The following is an 18,736-nucleotide window of genomic DNA, read 5'->3' as shown; positions in this document are numbered from 1 at the left end:
CAGCTCACCGGCCTGTCGCCGAGCATCGCCTCCGGGCGGCTCGCCTACTTCCTCGGCCTCGAAGGACCCGCCGTCACCCTCGACACGGCGTCCTCCTCGTCCCTGGTGGCCCTCCACTACGCGCTGCGCTCGGTGCGGTCGGGGGAGTGCACCACGGCCCTCGCCGGCGGCCTCAGTGCCCTGCGCGAACTGTGGCTGCGCGGCAACCGCCTCACGTCACTGCCCGCCGCGTTCGGCCGCCTGGGGGCGCTGCGCGAACTGGAGCTGCGCGAGAACCGGTTCACGGCGGTCCCGGCAGCGCTGCGCGGACTGCCCCGGCTGCGCAGACTCGACCTGCGGTCGAACCGGCTGCGGGGGCTCCCGCCCTGGATGGCCGACCTGCCGCGGCTGGAGAAGCTGGACCTGCGCTGGAACGAGGTCACGGTGCCGGAGCCACTGCTGCGGCGGCTGGAGACGCGGGGGTGTGTGGTGCTGCGGTGAGGCACTGCACCCGGCGCGGCAGGTGCGATGGCCGGACCGGGCCGGTGCGTGAGGTACGCGCCCCGACTGGCCGGTGCGCGAGGTACGCGCCCCGACCGGCCGGTGCGTGAGGTCCGCGCTCCGACCCGCCGCGGAAGAAGCCGCGACTGCCGTGTCTCCCGCGGTGCCACCGGCCCGCGGACCGGGCCGGTGAACGCAGCCCGCCCCTGCGGAACGGAGAAAAGCCGCAGCTATCCGAGCTTCGGCGGGACCACCGCCACCGCTCCCCGCGCATGCGTCAGCACCGCGTTGGTCACCGATCCCATCAGGCGCCCCAGTGACCGCCCCCGCCGATGGCGTCCCACCACCACCAGTCCGGCCTCCCGCGACGCGTCCACCAGCAAGCCCGCCGCGTCCCCCGGCAGGACCTCCGTCTCGACACGCACCCCGGGATACCGCTCCCGGAAAGGCGCGAGCTGCTGCGCCGCGAGCCGCGTGTGCTCCCGCGCGCTGGCCTCGTCCGCCTCCGCCGAGGTCACGAAGTCACCGGTGGCCGTGTAGACGAGCACGGGTCCGGGGTAGGCGCAGACGACCCGGAGCACCGCGCCCCGCAGCGCCGCCTCCGCGAAGGCGAAGCCCATCGTCTCCTCGTGCGGGGTGAGCGCGTCGAGCCCGAGCACCACGCAGGGGCCCGCCCCCGCCGTGACCTCCTCGCCCGGCCGCACCACGACCACGGGACAGGCCGCGTCCCGTGCGCTGGCGAGCCCGTTCGAGCCGAGCAGCAGACTGGTGAAACCGCCCCTGCCGCGCGATCCGAGGACCAGCAACTGCGCCGCGTCGCCGAGCCGCGCAATGTCGTGCCCCGGCGTCCCGTCCACCACCTCGAGCGTCAGCTCGGGCAGATCCGCCCGCCCCTCCAGGCTCCGGCGTGCCCGGTCGACGACCGGGTCCGCGTCGGGCCGGTGGTCGATGGTCGGCATGTACGGGCCGTCGGCCAGCGGCATCGCGTACTGCCGCACATGCACGATTCGCAGCGGCGCCTGCCGCAGCCGCGCCGCGCTCAGCGCCCACTCCAGGGCGTGGTCGCCGCCCGACGAACCGTCGACGGCCACCACCACGGGTCCGGCGGGCGCATCGTCACTCATGGCTTCCTCGTCTCCGGCGCAGTGCCAAGGTCGACCGGCTCCGCTAGCGGAGTCCGGGACGACCAGGTCAGCACGGCGGGCGTCGCGAGCGGCCGCGACAGCCGGAGACGAGGGTCCACAACGCCCCGCACGGCCTACGTCAGATCGAATTCCCCCGAACGCGCACCGTGCACGAACGCTCCCCACTCCGCAGGAGTGAAGATGAGGGACGGGCTCTCGGGCCGGCCGGCGTTGCGCATCGCGATGAAACCTTCGACAAAGGCGATCTCCACGTCACCCCGCCCCTCGCTGCCCGATTGCCAGTCCGCTGTGCTGAGGTCGAGCTCCGGCTTGTCCCAGCCCGCGAGCGGGCTCTGCTGACCTGCGAGCGGATGCTGCTGAATGGTGCCTTCGGCCACGTCCGTGCTCCTCCCGATGCGTCGTCCGCCCGTCAGCCTAGCTTTCGCTTCCGGTGCCGGACAGGCCGCGGAACGAGGACGCCCGCCCGTCCGGCCCGGCGCACCCGTCACGTGCTGGGCGGCTCGGCTCCGACCAGCCACATGGCGAAGAACTGCGAGCCGCCTCCGTACGCATGTCCGAGCGCCCTGCGGGCCCCGTCGATCTGGTGCTCGCCCGCCTGGCCACGCACCTGAAGTGCCGCTTCGGCAAAGCGGATCATGCCCGAGGCGCCGATGGGATTGGTGGAAAGGACACCGCCCGACATGTTGACGGGCAGATCGCCGTCCAGCTCGGTGACGCCCGACTCGGTCAGCTTCCAGCCCTCGCCCTCGGCGGCGAATCCAAGGTTTTCCAGCCACATCGGCTCGTACCAGGAGAACGGCACGTACATCTCGACCGCGTCGATGTCGCGCCGCGGGTCGCTCACGCCCGCCTGCCGGTAGACGTCGGCCGCGCAGTCCTTGCCGGCCTGCGGCGACACGAAGTCCTTGCCCGCGAAGAGGGTGGGTTCGCTGCGCATCGCGCCGCCGTGCATCCAGGCCGGCGGCCGGGGCGAACGGCTCGCGCCCGCGCGGTCGGTGAGGATCATCGCGCAGGCCCCGTCGGAGGAGGGGCAGGTCTCGGAGTAGCGGATCGGGTCCCACAGCATGGGCGACGCCTGGACCTTCTCCAGGGTGATGTCCTGCTCGTGCAGGTGGGCGTAGGGGTTCTTCAGGGCGTTGCGCCGGTCCTTGTACGCGACGAGCGAGCCCACCGAGTCGGGGGCGCCGGTGCGCCGCATGTACGCACGCACGTGCGGCGCGAAGAAACCGCCCGCGCCCGCAAGCAGCGGCTGCTGGAAGGGGATGGGCAGGGAGAGCCCCCACATCGCGTTGGATTCCGACTGTTTTTCGAAGGCGAGGGTCAGGACGGTGCCGTGGACGCGGCCCGCGACCAGGTTGGCGGCGACCAGGGCGGTGGAGCCGCCGACGGAGCCCGCGGTGTGCACGCGCAGCATGGGTTTGCCCACCGCGCCGAGCGCGTCGGCGAGGTACAGCTCGGGCATCATGACGCCCTCGAAGAAGTCCGGCGCCTTGCCGATGACGACCGCGTCGATGTCGGCCCACGTCAATTCGGCGTCGGACAGGGCGGCTTGGGCGGCCTCGCGGACGAGACCGGCGATCGAGACGTCCCGCCGGGCGGCGACGTGCTTGGTCTGGCCGATTCCGACGACGGCCACGGGCTCCTTGCCCACCTCACTCATCACGCATCTCCTTCCAGGACGGCGACCAGGTTCTGCTGGAGGCAGGGGCCGGATGTGGCGTGCGCGATCGCACGGTGCGACTCGCCCCGGTGGATGCGCGCGGCGGCCTCACCGAGCCGGATGAGGCCGGCGGCCATGACGGGGTTCGCGGCGAGGGCGCCTCCGGAGGGGTTCACCGTGACGTCGTCGCCCAGCTTCAGCGCCTTGCGCAGGACGACTTCCTGGGAGGTGAACGGCGCGTGCAACTCGGCCGTGTCCACGGGTCGTTCGAAGGCTCCGGCCCGCTCGGCGGCCAGGCGGCTGGACGGCGAGTCGGTGAGGTCGCGCACGCCCAGGGCGTGCGCCTCGATGCGGTGGTCGATCCCGCGGATCCAGGCGGGCCGCTCGCACAGTTCGCGGGCCCGCTCCCCCGCGGCGAGGATCACGGCGGCGGCCCCGTCGCCGACGGGCGGGCAGTCGCCGGTCCGCAGCGGCCGTACGACGTAGTCGCCCTGCGGCACGGAACCGCTCAGCTGCGCATGGGAGTTGGCGGAGGCGTCCCGGCGGCTGCGCGCGGCCACCCCGGCGAGCGCGGGCTCGTCGGCGTCCCCCGCGTCGATCAGGGCCTGCGCCTGGAGGGCCGCCAGGGCCACCGAGTCCGGCCACAGGGGCGCCACGTAGTACGGGTCGAGCTGCCGGGTCAGCACGTCGCGCACCGAGCCGGGGGACGACTTGCCGTAGGAGTACACGAGCGCGGTGTCGGCATCGCCGGTGAGCAGCTTGGTCCACGCCTCGTACAGCGCCCACGCCCCGTCCATCTCGACGTGCGACTCGGAGATCGGCGGCCAGGCGCCCACCCCGTCGAGCGCCATCGTGAACGAGAAGGCGCGGCCCGCGAGGTAGTCCGACGAGCCGGAGCAGGTGAAGCCGATGTCGCTGGTCTTCAGGCCGGTGGCTTCGAGGACCTGGTGCAGGACGGGCATGAGCATCTCCACCTCGGAGAGCTCGTCGGTGGAGCGCAGATGGTCGGTCTGCCCGAAGGCGACGATCGCGATGTCCCGGACGGGCCGCATCACGGACGGCTTCGCGGACGGCATCTACACCAGCTCCTTGTACGTGTCGTAGTCGGCGTCCGGCTCGCCCGTGGGCCGGTAGTGATCGGGGAAGCGGGCGCCCTCGGTCCACACGGGCTCGACGCGCAGGCCCATCCGCACCTGGTCGTAGGGGATGCCCGCGATCCGGGCGTGCAGGGCGAGGTCGGCGCCGTCCAGAGCGATGTGCGCGTAGACGTAGGGCACTTCGATGTCGAGGTTCTTCGCCTTGATGTTGACGATGCAGTAGGTGGTGACGGTGCCGCGCGGCCCGACCTCGACGCGCTCGGTGGTGGCGACGCCGCAGGTGGGGCAGGCGCCGCGGGGCGGGACGTAGACCTTGCGGCAGGAGGGGCAGCGCTCGCCGACGGTCCGCTGGTCGGAGAGCGCCCTGATGTAGGCGGTCTGGGCGCGGCCGGGCGCGTAGGTGTAGTCGAGGCGCGCGAGGGCGACGATGCCGGTGACCGGGTCGCTGAACTCGCCGCTGTGCGGGCGGGCTTCGTCCGTAGCCGGTCCGTCGTCGGTCTCGAAGCAGGCGATGTCGGTGATGGCGCCGGTGCGTTCGGCGGCCCAGCGGATCCGCACTCGCATGCCGGTCCTGACGGCGTCGGGGCCCGGTACGTCCAGGGCGTGCAGCAGGGCGGTGTCGGCGCCGTCGAGCTTCACCATGACCCAGGCGAAGGGGGTGTCCAGGGGCTGTCCCCTGCGGGGTTCGTGGTTCCAGGCCCAGGTGGTGACGGTACCGGCGGCGCCGACCTCGACCAGGTCACGTATCTCTTCGGCGGTCACGGGGTCGTACTCGACGGGCGGGACGAGCGTCCTGCCGTCCTCGGTCTTCACACCGAGCACGGTCCGCTCGCGCAGCCCGGTCAGAAACGCACTCTGCACGGGCCCGAGCGACCGGGTGAAGGGAAACTCCAGGACAAGCGGCGCACGCAGCACTTCGGGTGAGGGAGCGGATGCCATGAGCAGAACTCCGTTCTGGGCGAGGGGCGCCCCGCAGGGGCGCGGGGAACTGCGCGGCCGGCCACAACGGCCCCGCAGCCGAAAGGGGACCTAGGCCCGCCGAAACTCGGGGTCTCGTTTCTCCGCAAAGGCTCTGGAGCCCTCCTTCGCATCGGCGGTGTCGAAGACCGGCCAGCCCCGCTTCAGCTCCGCGGCGAGACCGTCCGTCTCGGACATCTCCGCGGCTTCGTAGACGGACGCCTTGACCGCCTCCACGGCGAGCGGCCCGCAGGCGTTGATCTGTTCGGCGATGGCGAGGGCCTTCTCCAGGGCGGTGCCGTCCGGCACGACGTGCCCGACGAGGCCGATCGAAGCGGCCTCGGCCGCCGAGTAGGGGCGCCCGGTGAGCAGCATCTCCAGGGCGTGCGTACGGGGAATCTGGCGGGGCAGGCGCACGGTCGAGCCGCCGATGGGGAAGAGGCCGCGCTTGACCTCGAAGAGCCCGAACGTCGCGGACTCGCCCGCGACGCGGATGTCCGTGCCCTGGAGGATCTCGGTGCCGCCGGCGACGCAGTACCCCTCGACCGCGGCGATGACGGGTTTGCGGGGGCGGTGGTGGCGCAGCATCGCCTTCCAGTGCAGATCGGGGTCGGCCTTCATCCGGTCCCGGTACTGCTCCCCGTCCATCCCCTTGCCCGCGAGGGCCTTGAGGTCCATGCCGGCGCAGAACGCGCCGCCCGCGCCGGTGAGCACGACGGAGCGGATGGCGTCGTCCTCGTCGGCGGCCAGCCACCCGTCGTAGAGGCCCACCAGCATCGGCAGCGAGAGCGCGTTCTTCGCTTCCGGCCGGTTGAGCGTGAGTATCAGTGTGGCGCCTTCGCGCTGCACAGCGAGATGTTCCGTCCCACCCATAGCCGTGCTCCTTCTTGCTGTCGGCTTCGGACCTGGAACAGGTTGCAGTAGGCGGGGAGCCAGTTCAAGAGTTTTCTGACAGACAGTCAGATTTCTTCAACGAGGGCCCTTCCCACTTGTGGGTGCCTCTGCTCTGATGACCGCCAGGAAGAGATGACGCCGGGGTCAGGAGGAGCGGTGGAGTACAACCTTGCCGACCTGTTCGAGTCGGTCGTCGACGTGGTCCCCGACCGCGAGGCGCTCGTGTACATCGATCACCCCGGTACCGGGGCGGAACGCAGGCTGACGTACGCCGAGCTCGACCGGGCCGCCAACCGCATCGCGCACCACCTGATCGACACCGGCCTCAAGCCCGGCGAACATCTGGGGCTCCACCTGTACAACGGCGTCGAGTACCTCCAGACCGTGCTGGCCTGCCTCAAGGCCCGGCTCGTACCGGTCAACGTCAACTACCGCTATGTGGAAGAGGAGTTGGTCTACCTCTACCGCGACGCGGACCTCGCCGCGCTCGTCTTCGACGCGGAGTTCACCGAGCGGGTCGCGGCGGCGCTGCCGCGTACGGAGAAGCTGCGGCATCTGGTGCGGGTGGGGACCCCGCCGGCCGGCGCGCCCGCGCTCGATGTGGTCGCTTTCGCCGACGCGGAGGCGGCGGGTTCGCCGGAGCGCGGATTCGCCGCACGCTCGGCCGACGACCTGTTCATCATCTACACCGGCGGCACCACCGGCATGCCCAAGGGTGTGATGTGGCGCCAGGAGGACCTGTTCTTCGCAGGTCTCTTCGGCGGCGAGCCCGCGGGCGAGCCGGTGAAGCGGCCCGGGGAACTGGCGGAGCGCGTCGCGGCGGGCGGACCCGGCATCACGTTCTTCCCCACTCCCCCGCTGATGCACGGCACGTCGACGCTGACGTCGTTCATCGCCTTCAACTACGGCCAGCGGGTGGCCATCCACCGCAAGTACGTCCCCGAAGAGGTGCTGCGCACCATCGAACGGGAGAAGGTCTCCAGCGTGTCCCTGGTGGGCGACGCGATGCTCAGGCCGCTCATCGACGCCTTGCACGGCCCGCTCAAGGGCACCGACCTCTCCTCGCTCTTCAGCGTCTCGTCCTCCGGGGCGATCATGTCGGAGACGGTGCGCGACCAGTTCCAGGAGCTGGCTCCGAACGTCCTGCTCCTGAACAACTTCGGCTCCTCGGAGTCCGGCTCCAACGGCAAGGCCACGGACGACTCGGGCCCCGAGAAGGGCTTCCGCCTGGAGGTCAACGAACGCACGCAGGTGGTGGACCTGGTCACGCACGAGCCGGTGGCGGTGGGCGAGATCGGCCGCCTGGCCCAGCGCGGCCATGTGCCGCTCGGCTACTACAACGACCCGGCGAAGACCGCCGAGACGTTCTTCCAGAAGGGCGACGAGCGGTGGGTGCTGCTCGGCGACATGGCCACCGTCGACGAGGACGGCATCGTCACCGTCCTCGGCCGGGGTTCGCAATGCATCAACACCGGTGGCGAGAAGGTGTATCCGGAGGAGGTCGAGCAGGCGCTGAAATCCCATCCGGACGTGTACGACGCGCTGGTCACCGGAGTCCCCGACGAACGCTGGGGCAACCGCGTCGCCGCGGTAGTCCAACTCCGCGACGGCGCGGCCCCCTTGGACCTCGAAGCCATCCAGACCCACTGCCGCACCCGGCTGGCCGGCTACAAAGTCCCCCGCGCCGCGGTCTTCACCCCGCAGATCCAGCGCTCGCCGAGCGGCAAGGCGGACTACCGGTGGGCGAAGGCGGTGGCGGCGGGGGGCTGATCAAGCCCGCTCGCCGGGGCAACCGGAGCAGCCGCGGAGTTTCGGGTGGGCGGGCGGGAAAAATTCCGCCGCGAAGCGGCGGCCCGGAATCGCCGTCAGGCGGCACAGACAGACCGGAGCGCCCGCTCCAGAGCAACCGTATGCAGCAGGTCCAGCTTCCGATCCTGTCGGACCTGCAGGGCACCCACACCCACAAGCCCACGGCAGGACGCCGCCGCGCGAGCCGCGGGAGAGTCGGCGATGCCCCGCACCAGCTCGCCGTTCACCCGGTTGATCTCCTTGCGGACCTCCGCGAGGTCGGGCCTCTCCCCCGGCCCCGGCGCCTGCGAGGGGTCCGCGTCCCACCGCCGGTGCAGTGCGCGCTGCACCACCTTGTTGGCCTCGATCTGGTCCCGGAAGATCCGCACGGTCGCCCCGGGATCGGCGCCCAGCTCCCGCGCCTGCCGCGCCACGTCGTCCAGGACCTGCTGCTCACGGGCGGGATCGTCGACGGGGCTGTCCGTGCCGTACTTCGCGGCGGCGACGAGATCGGCGGTGGCCAGGCGCCGGGCGGCGAGATCGGCAAGCGTGTGGAGTCGGGCGTACGACCCGGCAGGGGCGGCCGGAGCAGCAGCGGACCGCTGCGCCGGGGCCGCGACGGCAACGGCGCCCCCGCTCCCGGCCAGCAGCGCCGCACACACGGCCCCGGCAGTGAACAGACGCCCCGCGGACGAACCGATACGCACGATGACTCCTCTGGTAGCCCTAATCCTGCGCGAGGAATCCTGCCACCCGCCGCGCGAACCACTCCGGATCGTCCAGCCACGGGAAGTGCCCGCCGCCCGGCTGCACTTGCCGTACGCCGCCCGGGAAGAACCCGGCGAACTCCTGCGCGTGCGCGGGGTTCGGGACACCGTCGTGCTCCCCCGCCAGGACAAGCACCGGCGCCGTGAGCCCGGTGAGGGCGGCGCGCGTGGCGGGCGGGTCGAAGGCGCCCTCGCCGTAGAACACGGCGGCCGCCCCGGCGTTCTTCTCCCGTGCGCTCGCCGCCTGGTGCGCCTGCGCCGCGGCGTCCCAGCGCCCGTAGCCCAGGGGCACGAGGGCATCCCACACCTCGGCGGGGCTGCGCCCGGCCTCGATCGCGTCCAGCGCGGCCTCGGCGGCCGGGTACCAGGGCTCGCCCCGGTGGGCCGCCGCGGCGTCACGGTGGTCCGTGGCGCCCGGCACGAGGCCGAGCGACTGCGTGGCCGGGGTGACCAGGACGAGGCGGCGGACGCGCTTGGGGTGGCGTGCCGCGTACAGCGTGGCGATGTTGCCCGCCGCCGAATGGCCAAGAAGGTCGATCCCGTCGAGCCCCAGGTGCTCGCGCAGCGCCTCGACGTCGTCCACGAGCCGGTCGCAGCGGTACGTCTCCGGGTCGGCCGGCGCCGCGGAGTCACCCGTGCCGCGCAGGTCGAGCAGGATCAGGCGGCGGTGCGCCGTCAGGCCGCCGAGATCTCCGAAATAGGCGGAGGCGCGCATGGGGCCGCCCGGTACGCAGAGCAGCGGCTCGCCCTGCCCCTTCTCGTGGTAGGCCAGCTCGGTCCCGTCGTATGCGGTGAATGTCGGCATGAAGGTGATCATCACATCTCGCGCCACACCCGGACAACGTTGTTCGGCCAAGGTGTCCCAGCTCAAGGCCACGTTGTGCGATCTCTTGACGACCGCCCCCGGGGGCTGGATTACTGAGCTCGACGGAAGATCGACGACCGAATGATCGGTCGCCCGTTTGGGACGGGAGAAACCGCATATGACGGCGATGCTGGACGCGGCGGAGCGCCTGGGGCGCGAGGAACTCGAGGCACTGCAGCTGGAACGCCTCCAGGACACCTTGCTGCACGCGTACGAGAACGTGCCCTTCTACCGGGCGGCGTTCGACAAGGCGGGGCTGCGCCCCGACGACTGCCGCACGCTGTCCGATCTGGCCCGCTTCCCGTTCACGGCCAAGACCGATCTGCGGGACAACTACCCCTTCGGGATGTTCGCGGTCGAGCAGTCCGAGGTACGGCGCCTGCACGCGTCCAGCGGCACCACGGGGCGCCCCACGGTCGTCGGCTACACCGAGCAGGACCTGTCGATGTGGGCCGACGTCGTCGCCCGCTCGATCCGCGCGGCGGGCGGCCGCCCCGGACACAAGGTGCATGTGGCGTACGGGTACGGCCTGTTCACCGGGGGCCTCGGCGCGCACTACGGGGCCGAGCGGCTCGGCTGCACGGTGATTCCCGCGTCCGGCGGCATGACCGCGCGCCAGGTCCAGCTGATCCAGGACTTCCGCCCCGAGATCATCATGGTGACCCCCTCGTACATGCTGACGCTCCTGGAGGAGTTCGAGCGCCAGGGCGTCGACCCGCGCACGACGTCCCTCAAGGTCGGCATCTTCGGCGCCGAGCCCTGGACGGAGGAGATGCGCCGCGAGATCGAGGAGCGGTTCGCGATCGACGCCGTCGACATATACGGGCTCTCCGAGGTCATCGGCCCCGGAGTCGCCCAGGAGTGCGTGGAGACCAAGGACGGACTGCACATCTGGGAGGACCACTTCTATCCCGAGGTGGTCGATCCGGTCACCGGCGAGGTGCTGCCCGACGGCGAGCGCGGCGAGCTGGTCTTCACCTCCCTGACCAAGGAGGCCATGCCCGTCATCCGCTACCGCACCCGCGACCTGACCCGCCTCCTGCCCGGCACCGCGCGGAACTTCCGCCGGATGGAGAAGATCACCGGCCGCTCGGACGACATGGTGATCCTGCGCGGCGTGAACCTCTTCCCCACCCAGGTCGAGGAGATCGTCCTGCGCACGCCGGGCGTCGCCCCGTACTTCCAGCTGCGCCTGAGCCGTGAGGGCCGCATGGACGCGCTCACGGTCCGGGCCGAGGCCCGCGCGGACACGACTCCCGAGCGGCGCGAGGCGGCGGCCCGGGAGATCGCGACGGCGGTGAAGGACGGGATCGGCGTCTCGGTGGCGGTCGAGATCGTCGATCCGGAGACGATCGAGCGGTCGGTGGGCAAGTTCAAACGGATCGTGGACCTGCGCGAGAAGTAGGCGGCCGGCGCGGCGCCTATGACGCGCTGAAGCGGTCCCGCAGCTCCCGCTTGAGGATCTTCCCGCTCGCGTTGCGCGGCAGCTCGTCCACGAACAGGACCCGTTTGGGCGCCTTGAAGTGGGCGAGCTTCTCGCGTGCGTGGTCGATGAGTTCGGCTTCGGTGACGGCTCCGTTGCGTACGACGACCGCGGTGACCGCCTCGATCCAGCGCTCGTCCGGCAGCCCGATCACGGCCGCCTCCGCGACCCGCTCGTGGGTGTAGAGCACGTCCTCGACCTGGCGCGAGGCGACCAGGACGCCGCCGGAGTTGATGACGTCCTTCACCCGGTCGACGATCGTGAAGTAGCCGTCCTCGTCGCGCACGGCGAGGTCCCCGGAGTGGAACCATCCGTCGCGGAAGGCCTCCTTGGTCTCCTCGGGCTTGTCCCAGTAGCCCTCGCACAACTGCGGTGAGTGGTAGACGACTTCCCCCGGCGTGCCGTCCGGCACCTCAAGACCGCGCTCGTCGACGACCCGCGCCTCGACGAACAGGACGGGCCGCCCGCAGGAGTCCATCCGCCCCTCGTGCTCGTCGGGCCCGAGGACCGTGGCCAGGGGGCCGATCTCGCTCTGCCCGAAGCAGTTGTAGAAACCGAGCGACGGCAGCCGGTCGCGCAGCCGCTCGAGTACCGGGACGGGCATGATCGACGCGCCGTAGTAGGCCTTGCGCAGCCCGCTGAGGTCGCGGGTGGCGAAGCCGGGGTGGTTGGAGAGGCCGATCCACACGGTGGGCGGTGCGAAGAGGCTGTCGGCATGGCCCGCCTCCACGAGCTCGAAGATCCGCTCGGCGTCCGGCGCGTCGATGATCGTGTTCTCGGCGCCCACCGCGAGGTAGGGCAGCAAGAAGACGTGCATCTGCGCCGAGTGGTACAGCGGCAGCGAGTGGACGGGCTTGTCCGTCTCCTTGAGGTCGAGGGCGGTGATGGCACTGACGTACTCGTGCACGAGCGCGCGGTGCGTCATCATGGCGCCCTTGGGCAGGGCGGTGGTGCCGGAGGTGTAGAGCAGCTGGACGAGGTCACCGTCCGCGGGCTCCTCCCCGTCGAAGGCCGGCGAGACGGCGAGGCGCGCGAGCAGCGAGTCCTCCGTGTCCCGCAGGGTGAGCACGCGTACGTCACCGGGAAGGCGCCCGGCGAGATCCGGGTCGGCGAGGACCACGGAGCTGCCGGACTGGCTCACGACGTACGCCAGATCGTCGCCGACGAGATTCTGGTTGACCGGCACATGGACGAGGCCCGCCCGCGAGCAGGCCAGGAAACCGATCAGATACGCGTCGGAGTTGTGCGCGTAGGCGCCGACCCGGTCGCCCGCGCCGAGGCCCGCGTCGCGCAGCACCCGGGCCGCGCGCGAGACGGCCGCGTCGAGCTCCGCGTACGTCCACACCCGCTCGCCATAGCGCAGAGCCACTCGCCCCGGAACGCGCCGGGCACTGCGGTGGAGGACATCGTCGACCGTATTGCTGCGTACACCCGTCATGGCGTGATCCTGTTCCGCACGCGTCACGGCGGTCAAGGCTCCGGACGGGGCAGGAACCGGGCCGGTTCCGGTACTCGATCAATTGACATACCGGTTGGTACGCTCAACCGCCCCTTCCCTCAACCCCGTTGGGAGGCTTTATGCGCAGCCGTACCAGACGCCTCATGGCTCTGGGCATCAGCCTGTTGACCGCCGGAGCCCTGTTGCCGTCATCGGCCGGCGCGGCGGAGGACCGAGACGCCCGCCCCTCGGGCGGCGGCCTGTCCGCGACCGTTCGCTACACCCAGTACGGCATTCCGCACATTCTCGCCAGGGACTACGAGAACCTCGGCTTCGGCACCGGCTGGGCGCAGGCCGCCGACCAGGTGTGCACCCTCGCCGAGGGTTATGTGACCGTGCGCGGGGAGCGGTCACGTTACTTCGGCGCCGACGGCAAGCCCGACGGCTCGCTGTCCTCGGCGACCACGAACCTCTCCAGCGACCTCTACTTCGGCGGTGTCCGCGACACCCGCACGGTGGAGAAGCTCCTGAAGCAGCCCGCGCCCGCGGGGCCGAGCGCCACGTCGAAGAAGCTGATGCGCGGCTTCGCCGCGGGCTACAACGCCTGGCTGAAGCAGAACCGCGTCACCGACCCGGCCTGCAAGGGCGCCAAGTGGCTGCGTCCGATCTCCTCACTGGACGTGGCCAGGCAGGGCTTCGCCGTGCAGGTCCTCGGCGGTCAGGGGCGCGGCATCGACGGCATCACCGCCGCGCAGCCGCCGGCCGCGACGGCACCGGACTCTGCGCCCGACCCGGAGCGCACCGCCGAGGAGGCACGCAGGCTCTTCTCGGCCGACGAGGCCGTGATGGGCTCCAACGCGGTCGCGTTCAGCGGGAAGACCACCGCGAACGGCAAGGGCCTGCTGCTCGGCAATCCGCACTACCCCTGGCAGGGCGGCCGCCGCTTCTGGCAGTCGCAGCAGACCATCCCAGGCGAGCTGAACGTCTCGGGCGGATCGCTGCTCGGCACGAGCGTGGTCAACATCGGCTTCAACGGCAATGTGGCGTGGAGCCATACGGTGGCCACCGGAGTGACCCTCAATCTGCACCAGCTCACCCTGGATCCGTCCGACCCGACCGCCTATCTGGTGGACGGCAAGCCGGAGAAGATGACGAAGCGGACGGTCGAGGTGCCGGTCAAGGGCGGCGCTCCGGTGACCCGCACGCAGTGGTGGACCCGGTACGGTCCGGTCACCACCGGCCTCGGCGCGCAGCTCCCGCTGCCCTGGTCGGCAAAAACGGCGTACGCCCTGAACGACCCGAACGCCCGGAACATGCGCGGCAGCGACACCGACCTCGGTTTCGGCAAGGCGCGCTCCACCGACGGCATCCTGAAGGCGCTGCGCGACACCCAGGGCCTGCCCTGGGTCAACACCATCGCCGCCGACCGCAAGGGCCACTCGCTGCTCAGCCAGTCGCAGGTCCTTCCCCGCATCACCGACGACCTCGCGCAGCGCTGCTCCACCGACCTGGGCAAGGTCACGTATCCGGCGTCGGGTGTGGCCGTGCTCGACGGTTCGCGCGGTGACTGCGCGATCGGCTCGGACAAGGACGCCGTACAGCCCGGTGTCTTCGGACCGTCGAAGATGCCCACCCTCAAGAACGCCCCGTACGCGGAGAACTCCAACGACAGCGCCTGGCTCACCAACGCCGACAAGCCGATCACCGGCTACGAGCGGGTCTTCGGGACGATCGGCACGCAGCGCTCCATGCGGACGCGGGGTGCGATCGAGGATGTCGCCGCGATGGCGAAGGAGGGCGGTCTGACGGTCAGGGACCTCCAGAAGCAGCAGTTCGCTAACCGGGCGCCGGCGGGCGATCTGGCCGCCGACGACGCGGCGCGGGCGTGTGCGGCGCTTCCGGGCGGCAGCGCGACGGGCAGCGACGGCAAGGCGGTCGACGTGCGCAAGGCCTGTGACGTCCTCAAGGCCTGGGACCACGGCATGAACACCGGCAGCAGGGGCGCGCTGCTCTTCGACCGGTTCTGGCGCAAGCTGGTGGCCGCCGTGCCGAACGCGCAGCTGTGGAAGGTGCCGTTCTCCGCCGCCGACCCGGTGCGCACCCCGAACACCCTCAACACCACCGCGCCGGGCTTCGCGACGGCGCTCGCCGACACGGTGACCGAGCTGAGCGGGGCGGGCATCGCGCTGGATGCGCCGCTGGGCGAGAACCAGTTCGTCGTACGCGGCTCACAGCGGCTGCCGGTCCATGGCGGCACGGAGTCCATCGGCGTGTGGAACAAGGTCGAGCCGGTCTGGGACGCGAAGGGCGGCGGCTACACCGAAGTGGCGCACGGTTCGAGCCACATCCAGGCAGTCGGCTGGGACAAGAGCAGCTGCCCGCAGGCGCGCACGCTGCTCACCTACTCGCAGTCCTCGAACCCGAACTCGCCGCACTACAGCGACCAGACGCGGCTGTACTCCGACGAGCGCTGGGTGACGTCGCGGTTCTGCGAGAAGGACATCATGCGCGATCCGAAGCTGAAGGTGGTCAAGGTGCGCGAACGCCGCTGAGACCTCGACCCTGACCGCGCCGGAGCCGGCCGGGAACGTCCTGGAAGGAGCCTCGCGCTCCCTGGGCGGACCCGGCCGGCTCCGTTAGAAAGGTGGGGACGTCTCTCAGGGGAGGATCCATGGTGAAGGCATCCGCGTTCCTGGACCGCAAGCTGTCCCGGAGGTTCGCGACGTACGACGACGACGGCGACGGGTTCATCGAGCGCACGGACTTCGAGCGGTCCGTGGCCCGGCTCGGCGAGGAGTTCGGCCACGGCCCCGACTCCAAGCCGGTGGCGCGGCTCCTGGAGCTCTCCCTGGGGCTGTGGGAACACCTCGCGCTGGTCGCCGACGTGGACAGGGACAGCCGCATCAGCGAGGCGGAGTACAAGTCGGCGTTCGCGGCCGGGCTCCTGGAGACACCGGAGTCCTTCGACGAGGGGTACGTGCCGTTCCTCGACGCGATCATGGACATCGCCGACGCGGACGGCGACGGCAAACTCACCCGCGACGAGCAGGTGCGCTGGAGCGGGGCCCTGATGAACCTGCCGGAGGCGGACGCCCGCGAGGTCTTCGGACGCCTGGACACGGACGCTGACGGCGCGGTCGGGCGGGAAGAGATCCTTCGGTCCATCCGGGAGTTCTACTTCGACGACGACCCGCGTTCGGCGGGGTCCTGGCTGCTCGGCCCGCTCGACGCCTTGTGACGCGGACGCCCCCGCCGGCACTGCGCGGCAGTACCGGCGGGGCGGCGGGCGGTCAGAGCGCGCGCTCGCGTCCCTCCCAGTACGGCTCGCGCAGCCGGCGCTTGTAGAGCTTGCCGTTCGGGTCGCGGGGCATGACCTCGATGAAGTCGACGCTCTTCGGGCGCTTGTAGCCCGCGAGCCGGCGCTCGCAGTGGTCCAGGATCTCGGCGGCCAGCGCGTCGCCCGCCGGGTGGCCCTCCGCGACCTCCACGACCGCCTTGACCTGCTCGCCCCACTCGTCGTGCGGGATGCCGAACGCGGCGGCGTCCGCCACGGCGGGGTGGGTGAGCAGGGCGGACTCGATCTCGGCGGGGTAGATGTTGACGCCGCCCGAGATGATCATGTCGATCTTGCGGTCGCGGAGGTAGAGATAGCCGTCCTCGTCGAGGTAGCCGAGGTCGCCGACCGTGAAGAAGTCGCCGATGCGGTTCTTCTTCGTCTTGGACTCGTCCTTGTGGTACGAGAATCCGCCGGTGCTCATCTTCATGTAGACGGTGCCGAGTTCACCGGCGGGGAGCTTGTTGCCGTCGTCGTCGAAGACGGCCAGTTCGCTGATGGGCCAGGCCTTGCCGACGGTGCCGGGCCGCTTCAGCCAGTCCTGCGCGGTGGCGAAGGCACCGCCGCCCTCGCTGGCCGCGTAGTACTCCTCGACGCACTCGCCCCACCACTCGATCATGGCCCGTTTGACGTGGTCGGGGCAGGGTGCGGCGCCGTGGATGGCGTGCCGCATCGATGTCACGTCGTATGCCTGCTTCGTCGCGTCGGGCAGCGCGAGGAGGCGGTGGAACTGGGTGGGCACCATGTGGGTGTGGGTGCACTTGTGGGTGTCGATGAGGCGGAGCATCTCCTCCGGGGTCCACTTGTCCATCAGGACCAGGGGGTGGCCGATGTGCAGGGCCGCGCCCGCGAACTGGAGGACGGCGGTGTGGTAGAGCGGCGAGCAGACGAGGTGCACGTTGCCGTCGAAGGGCTTGACGCCGAAGATGCCGAGGAAGCCGCCGAGGTAGGACTCCTCGGGGAGCTTGCCGGACAGCGGCCGCCGGATGCCGCGCGGGCGTCCCGTGGTGCCCGAGGTGTAGTTCATGACCCAGCCGAGCGTCCGGCTCTCCGGCACGGACTCCGGCTGCCCGGCCAGGAGTTCGGCGTACGCGCGAAAGCCGGGGACCCCGCCCACGGAGTAGCGGTGCGTGGCCGGGAGCTTCGCCTCGTCGGCGGCGTCCGTCGCCGCCGGTCCGAAGCGCTCGTGCGCGATGAGCACCTTCGCGCCGGAGTCGGCGACGATCCAGGCGATCTCGGGGCCGACCAGGTGGTGGTTGACCGGTACGAGATAGAAGCCGGCCTGCGAGGCGGCCAGATACGCGGTGAGGAACTCGACGCCGTTGGGCAGCACGACGGCGAAGGCGTCGCCGCGTTCGAGGCCCGCGGCGCGCAGCCCGTGGACGAGCTGATTGACCGCCGCGTGCAGGCGCCGCGCGGTCCACTCCTCGCCGTCGGGCGCGATCAGTACCGCACGGTCCGGGTCGGCCTGGGCCTGCGCCCAGAAGCCGTTGGGGGGCGTGCTGCTCATAAGGGCCTCTCCTCCGTCGTCGTCTCGTCCGTCGCGTCCGGAGCGTCAGTCGCGTCCGGCGATGCGGTTCACGCGGTCGATGGCGCGCTCGAAACCGCGGGTCAGGTCGTCGAAGACCGCCTGGACGCTGCGTTCGCTGTTCATCCGGCCGACGATCTGCCCGACGGGCGTGCCGAGCAGCGCCTGGACCTCGTACTTCTGGATGCGCGAGACCGCCTCGGCGACCAGCAGGCCCTGGAGCGGCATGGGCAGCGTGCCGGGACCGCTGGGGTCGTCCCAGGCGTCTGTCCACTCGGTGCGCAGCTGGCGTGCGGGCTTGCCCGTCAGGGCGCGTGAGCGGACCGTGTCGCCCGAGCCGGCCGCCAGGAGTTTCTCCGTCAGGGCCCGCGAGTGCATGTCGGCCTCCGTGGTGGTGAGCCAGAGGGAGCCGAGCCACACGCCCTGCGCGCCGAGCGCGAACGCCGCCGCGATCTGCTCGCCGCTGCCGATGCCGCCCGCCGCGAGCACCGGCAGCGGCGCGACGGCCTCGACGGCTTCCGGGGTCAGGACCATGGAGGCGATCTCGCCGGTGTGCCCGCCCGCCTCGTAGCCCTGGGCGACGACGACGTCGATGCCCGCGTCCGCGTGCTTCTGGGCGTGCCGGGCGCTGCCCGCGAGGGCGGCGACCAGGACGTCGTTGTCGTGGGCGCGCTCGATGACGTCGGCGGGCGGTGAGCCGAGCGCGTTGGCGAGCAGCTTGATCGGATAGTCGAAGGCGACGTCGAGCTGGTTGCGGGCGACCTGCTCCATCCACCCGGTGATGCGCCAGCCGGAGGCTTCGCCCTCGGCGAGTTCGGGTACGCCGTGCTTGGCGAGGGTGTCCTCGACGAACCGGCGGTGTCCTTCGGGGATCATCGCCTCGACGTCGGCTTCGCTCACCCCCTCGACCTTCTTGGCGGGCATCACGACATCGAGTCCGTAGGGCCGGTCCTCGACGTGCTCCTGCATCCAGTCGAGGTCCCGGGCCAGCTCGTCGGGCGCCGTGTAGCGGACCGCGCCGAGCACACCGAATCCGCCCGCCCTGCTGATGGCGGCCGCCACCGCCGGGAAGGGCGTGAAGCCGAAGATGGCGTGCTCGATCCCCAGTTTCCTGCTCAGCTCTGTCTGCATGGGCGCAGGATGCCGCAGCCGTCCGGACGACGGAAGAGATTTTCTGATGCAGTGTCAGATCTTTGCCGGGCGCGCTCGGTTGACAGGGCCGGGCCCTGACATGAAAGTTTCAGCAGTCTCTTGTGATCCCGAAAGATAATTTCAGCTCAGAAGAGTTTCAGGAGGGGGC

The 18,736-nt window shown here is 71.1% G+C and carries 16 protein-coding genes; 5 read left to right on the top strand and 11 right to left on the bottom strand.

Translation table 11 applies throughout. The annotated features are described in order from the left end of the window. A partial coding sequence (locus tag ACQKIP_RS18810; protein ID WP_427743497.1) for a beta-ketoacyl synthase N-terminal-like domain-containing protein occupies positions 1-480 on the top strand: 480 nt, incomplete at its 5' end. A 230-nt stretch (positions 481-710) separates the two neighbouring features. Here the strand turns inward: ACQKIP_RS18810 and ACQKIP_RS18805 are convergent. The 6 genes from ACQKIP_RS18805 to ACQKIP_RS18780 all read right to left on the bottom strand — a co-directional run bounded on the left by ACQKIP_RS18805 (position 711) and on the right by ACQKIP_RS18780 (position 6,212). Further along, positions 711-1,604 carry a universal stress protein gene (locus tag ACQKIP_RS18805; RefSeq protein WP_365859600.1) on the bottom strand — a complete coding sequence of 298 codons (894 nt, stop codon included), beginning with the start codon at positions 1,602-1,604 and terminating at the stop codon, positions 711-713. Between the two features lie 134 nt (positions 1,605-1,738). Beyond that, on the bottom strand, positions 1,739-2,002 hold the full coding sequence (locus tag ACQKIP_RS18800; RefSeq protein ID WP_365859602.1) for a DUF397 domain-containing protein: 264 nt from the start codon (positions 2,000-2,002) through the stop codon (positions 1,739-1,741). Between the two features lie 107 nt (positions 2,003-2,109). Further along, positions 2,110-3,276 carry a thiolase domain-containing protein gene (locus ACQKIP_RS18795; RefSeq protein ID WP_365859860.1) on the bottom strand — a complete coding sequence of 389 codons (1,167 nt, stop codon included), beginning with the start codon at positions 3,274-3,276 and terminating at the stop codon, positions 2,110-2,112. Positions 3,277-3,284: 8 nt separating this feature from the next. Next, positions 3,285-4,361 carry a thiolase domain-containing protein gene (locus tag ACQKIP_RS18790; RefSeq protein ID WP_365859604.1) on the bottom strand — a complete coding sequence of 359 codons (1,077 nt, stop codon included), beginning with the start codon at positions 4,359-4,361 and terminating at the stop codon, positions 3,285-3,287. Continuing rightward, positions 4,362-5,321, bottom strand: a complete 960-nt coding sequence (locus ACQKIP_RS18785) for a Zn-ribbon domain-containing OB-fold protein (protein ID WP_365859607.1) — start codon at positions 5,319-5,321, stop codon at positions 4,362-4,364. It abuts the gene before it with no gap. 90 nt (positions 5,322-5,411) lie between these two features. After that, positions 5,412-6,212, bottom strand: a complete 801-nt coding sequence (locus ACQKIP_RS18780; RefSeq protein WP_365859609.1) for a crotonase/enoyl-CoA hydratase family protein — start codon at positions 6,210-6,212, stop codon at positions 5,412-5,414. 177 nt (positions 6,213-6,389) lie between these two features. On the opposite strand from ACQKIP_RS18780, the gene ACQKIP_RS18775 reads away from it, so the two are divergent. After that, a complete protein-coding gene (locus ACQKIP_RS18775; RefSeq protein WP_365859611.1) occupies positions 6,390-8,003 on the top strand; it encodes an acyl-CoA synthetase in 1,614 nt (537 codons plus the stop codon). 95 nt (positions 8,004-8,098) lie between these two features. Here the strand turns inward: ACQKIP_RS18775 and aroQ are convergent, their stop codons facing one another. Both aroQ and ACQKIP_RS18765 read right to left on the bottom strand, forming a co-directional pair. Continuing rightward, on the bottom strand, positions 8,099-8,728 hold the full coding sequence (gene aroQ / locus ACQKIP_RS18770; protein WP_365859613.1) for a gamma subclass chorismate mutase AroQ: 630 nt from the start codon (positions 8,726-8,728) through the stop codon (positions 8,099-8,101). Between the two features lie 19 nt (positions 8,729-8,747). Then, positions 8,748-9,593, bottom strand: a complete 846-nt coding sequence (locus ACQKIP_RS18765; protein WP_365859615.1) for an alpha/beta fold hydrolase — start codon at positions 9,591-9,593, stop codon at positions 8,748-8,750. Between the two features lie 178 nt (positions 9,594-9,771). Here ACQKIP_RS18765 and paaK point away from each other — a divergent pair, with 178 nt between their 5' ends. After that, entirely contained in the window at positions 9,772-11,058 is a 1,287-nt protein-coding gene (gene paaK / locus ACQKIP_RS18760) for a phenylacetate--CoA ligase PaaK (RefSeq protein ID WP_365859617.1), read from the top strand. A 16-nt stretch (positions 11,059-11,074) separates the two neighbouring features. Here the strand turns inward: paaK and ACQKIP_RS18755 are convergent, their stop codons facing one another. Then, positions 11,075-12,574: an acyl-CoA synthetase gene (locus ACQKIP_RS18755; protein WP_365859619.1), complete on the bottom strand. Its 1,500-nt coding sequence runs from the start codon at positions 12,572-12,574 to the stop codon at positions 11,075-11,077. Positions 12,575-12,714: 140 nt separating this feature from the next. On the opposite strand from ACQKIP_RS18755, the gene ACQKIP_RS18750 reads away from it, so the two are divergent. Continuing rightward, complete coding sequence (locus ACQKIP_RS18750; RefSeq protein WP_365859621.1) at positions 12,715-15,126, top strand: penicillin acylase family protein; 2,412 nt, start codon at positions 12,715-12,717, stop codon at positions 15,124-15,126. A 119-nt stretch (positions 15,127-15,245) separates the two neighbouring features. Then, positions 15,246-15,812, top strand: coding sequence for an EF-hand domain-containing protein (locus ACQKIP_RS18745; protein ID WP_365859623.1), 567 nt, complete (start codon positions 15,246-15,248; stop codon positions 15,810-15,812). A 52-nt stretch (positions 15,813-15,864) separates the two neighbouring features. Here the strand turns inward: ACQKIP_RS18745 and ACQKIP_RS18740 are convergent, their stop codons facing one another. Both ACQKIP_RS18740 and ACQKIP_RS18735 read right to left on the bottom strand, forming a co-directional pair. Next, complete coding sequence (locus tag ACQKIP_RS18740) at positions 15,865-17,418, bottom strand: acyl-CoA synthetase (protein ID WP_365859625.1); 1,554 nt, start codon at positions 17,416-17,418, stop codon at positions 15,865-15,867. A gap of 45 nt (positions 17,419-17,463) precedes the next feature. Then, positions 17,464-18,567 (bottom strand): NAD(P)H-dependent flavin oxidoreductase, encoded by a 1,104-nt coding sequence (locus tag ACQKIP_RS18735; protein ID WP_365859627.1) that lies wholly within the window; start codon positions 18,565-18,567, stop codon positions 17,464-17,466. Positions 18,568-18,736 lie beyond the last annotated feature (169 nt).

It is taken from the genome of Streptomyces sp. NPDC059900 (assembly GCF_050270335.1).
Classification (GTDB): domain Bacteria; phylum Actinomycetota; class Actinomycetes; order Streptomycetales; family Streptomycetaceae; genus Streptomyces.
This window is presented reverse-complemented; position numbering and strand designations above follow the sequence as displayed.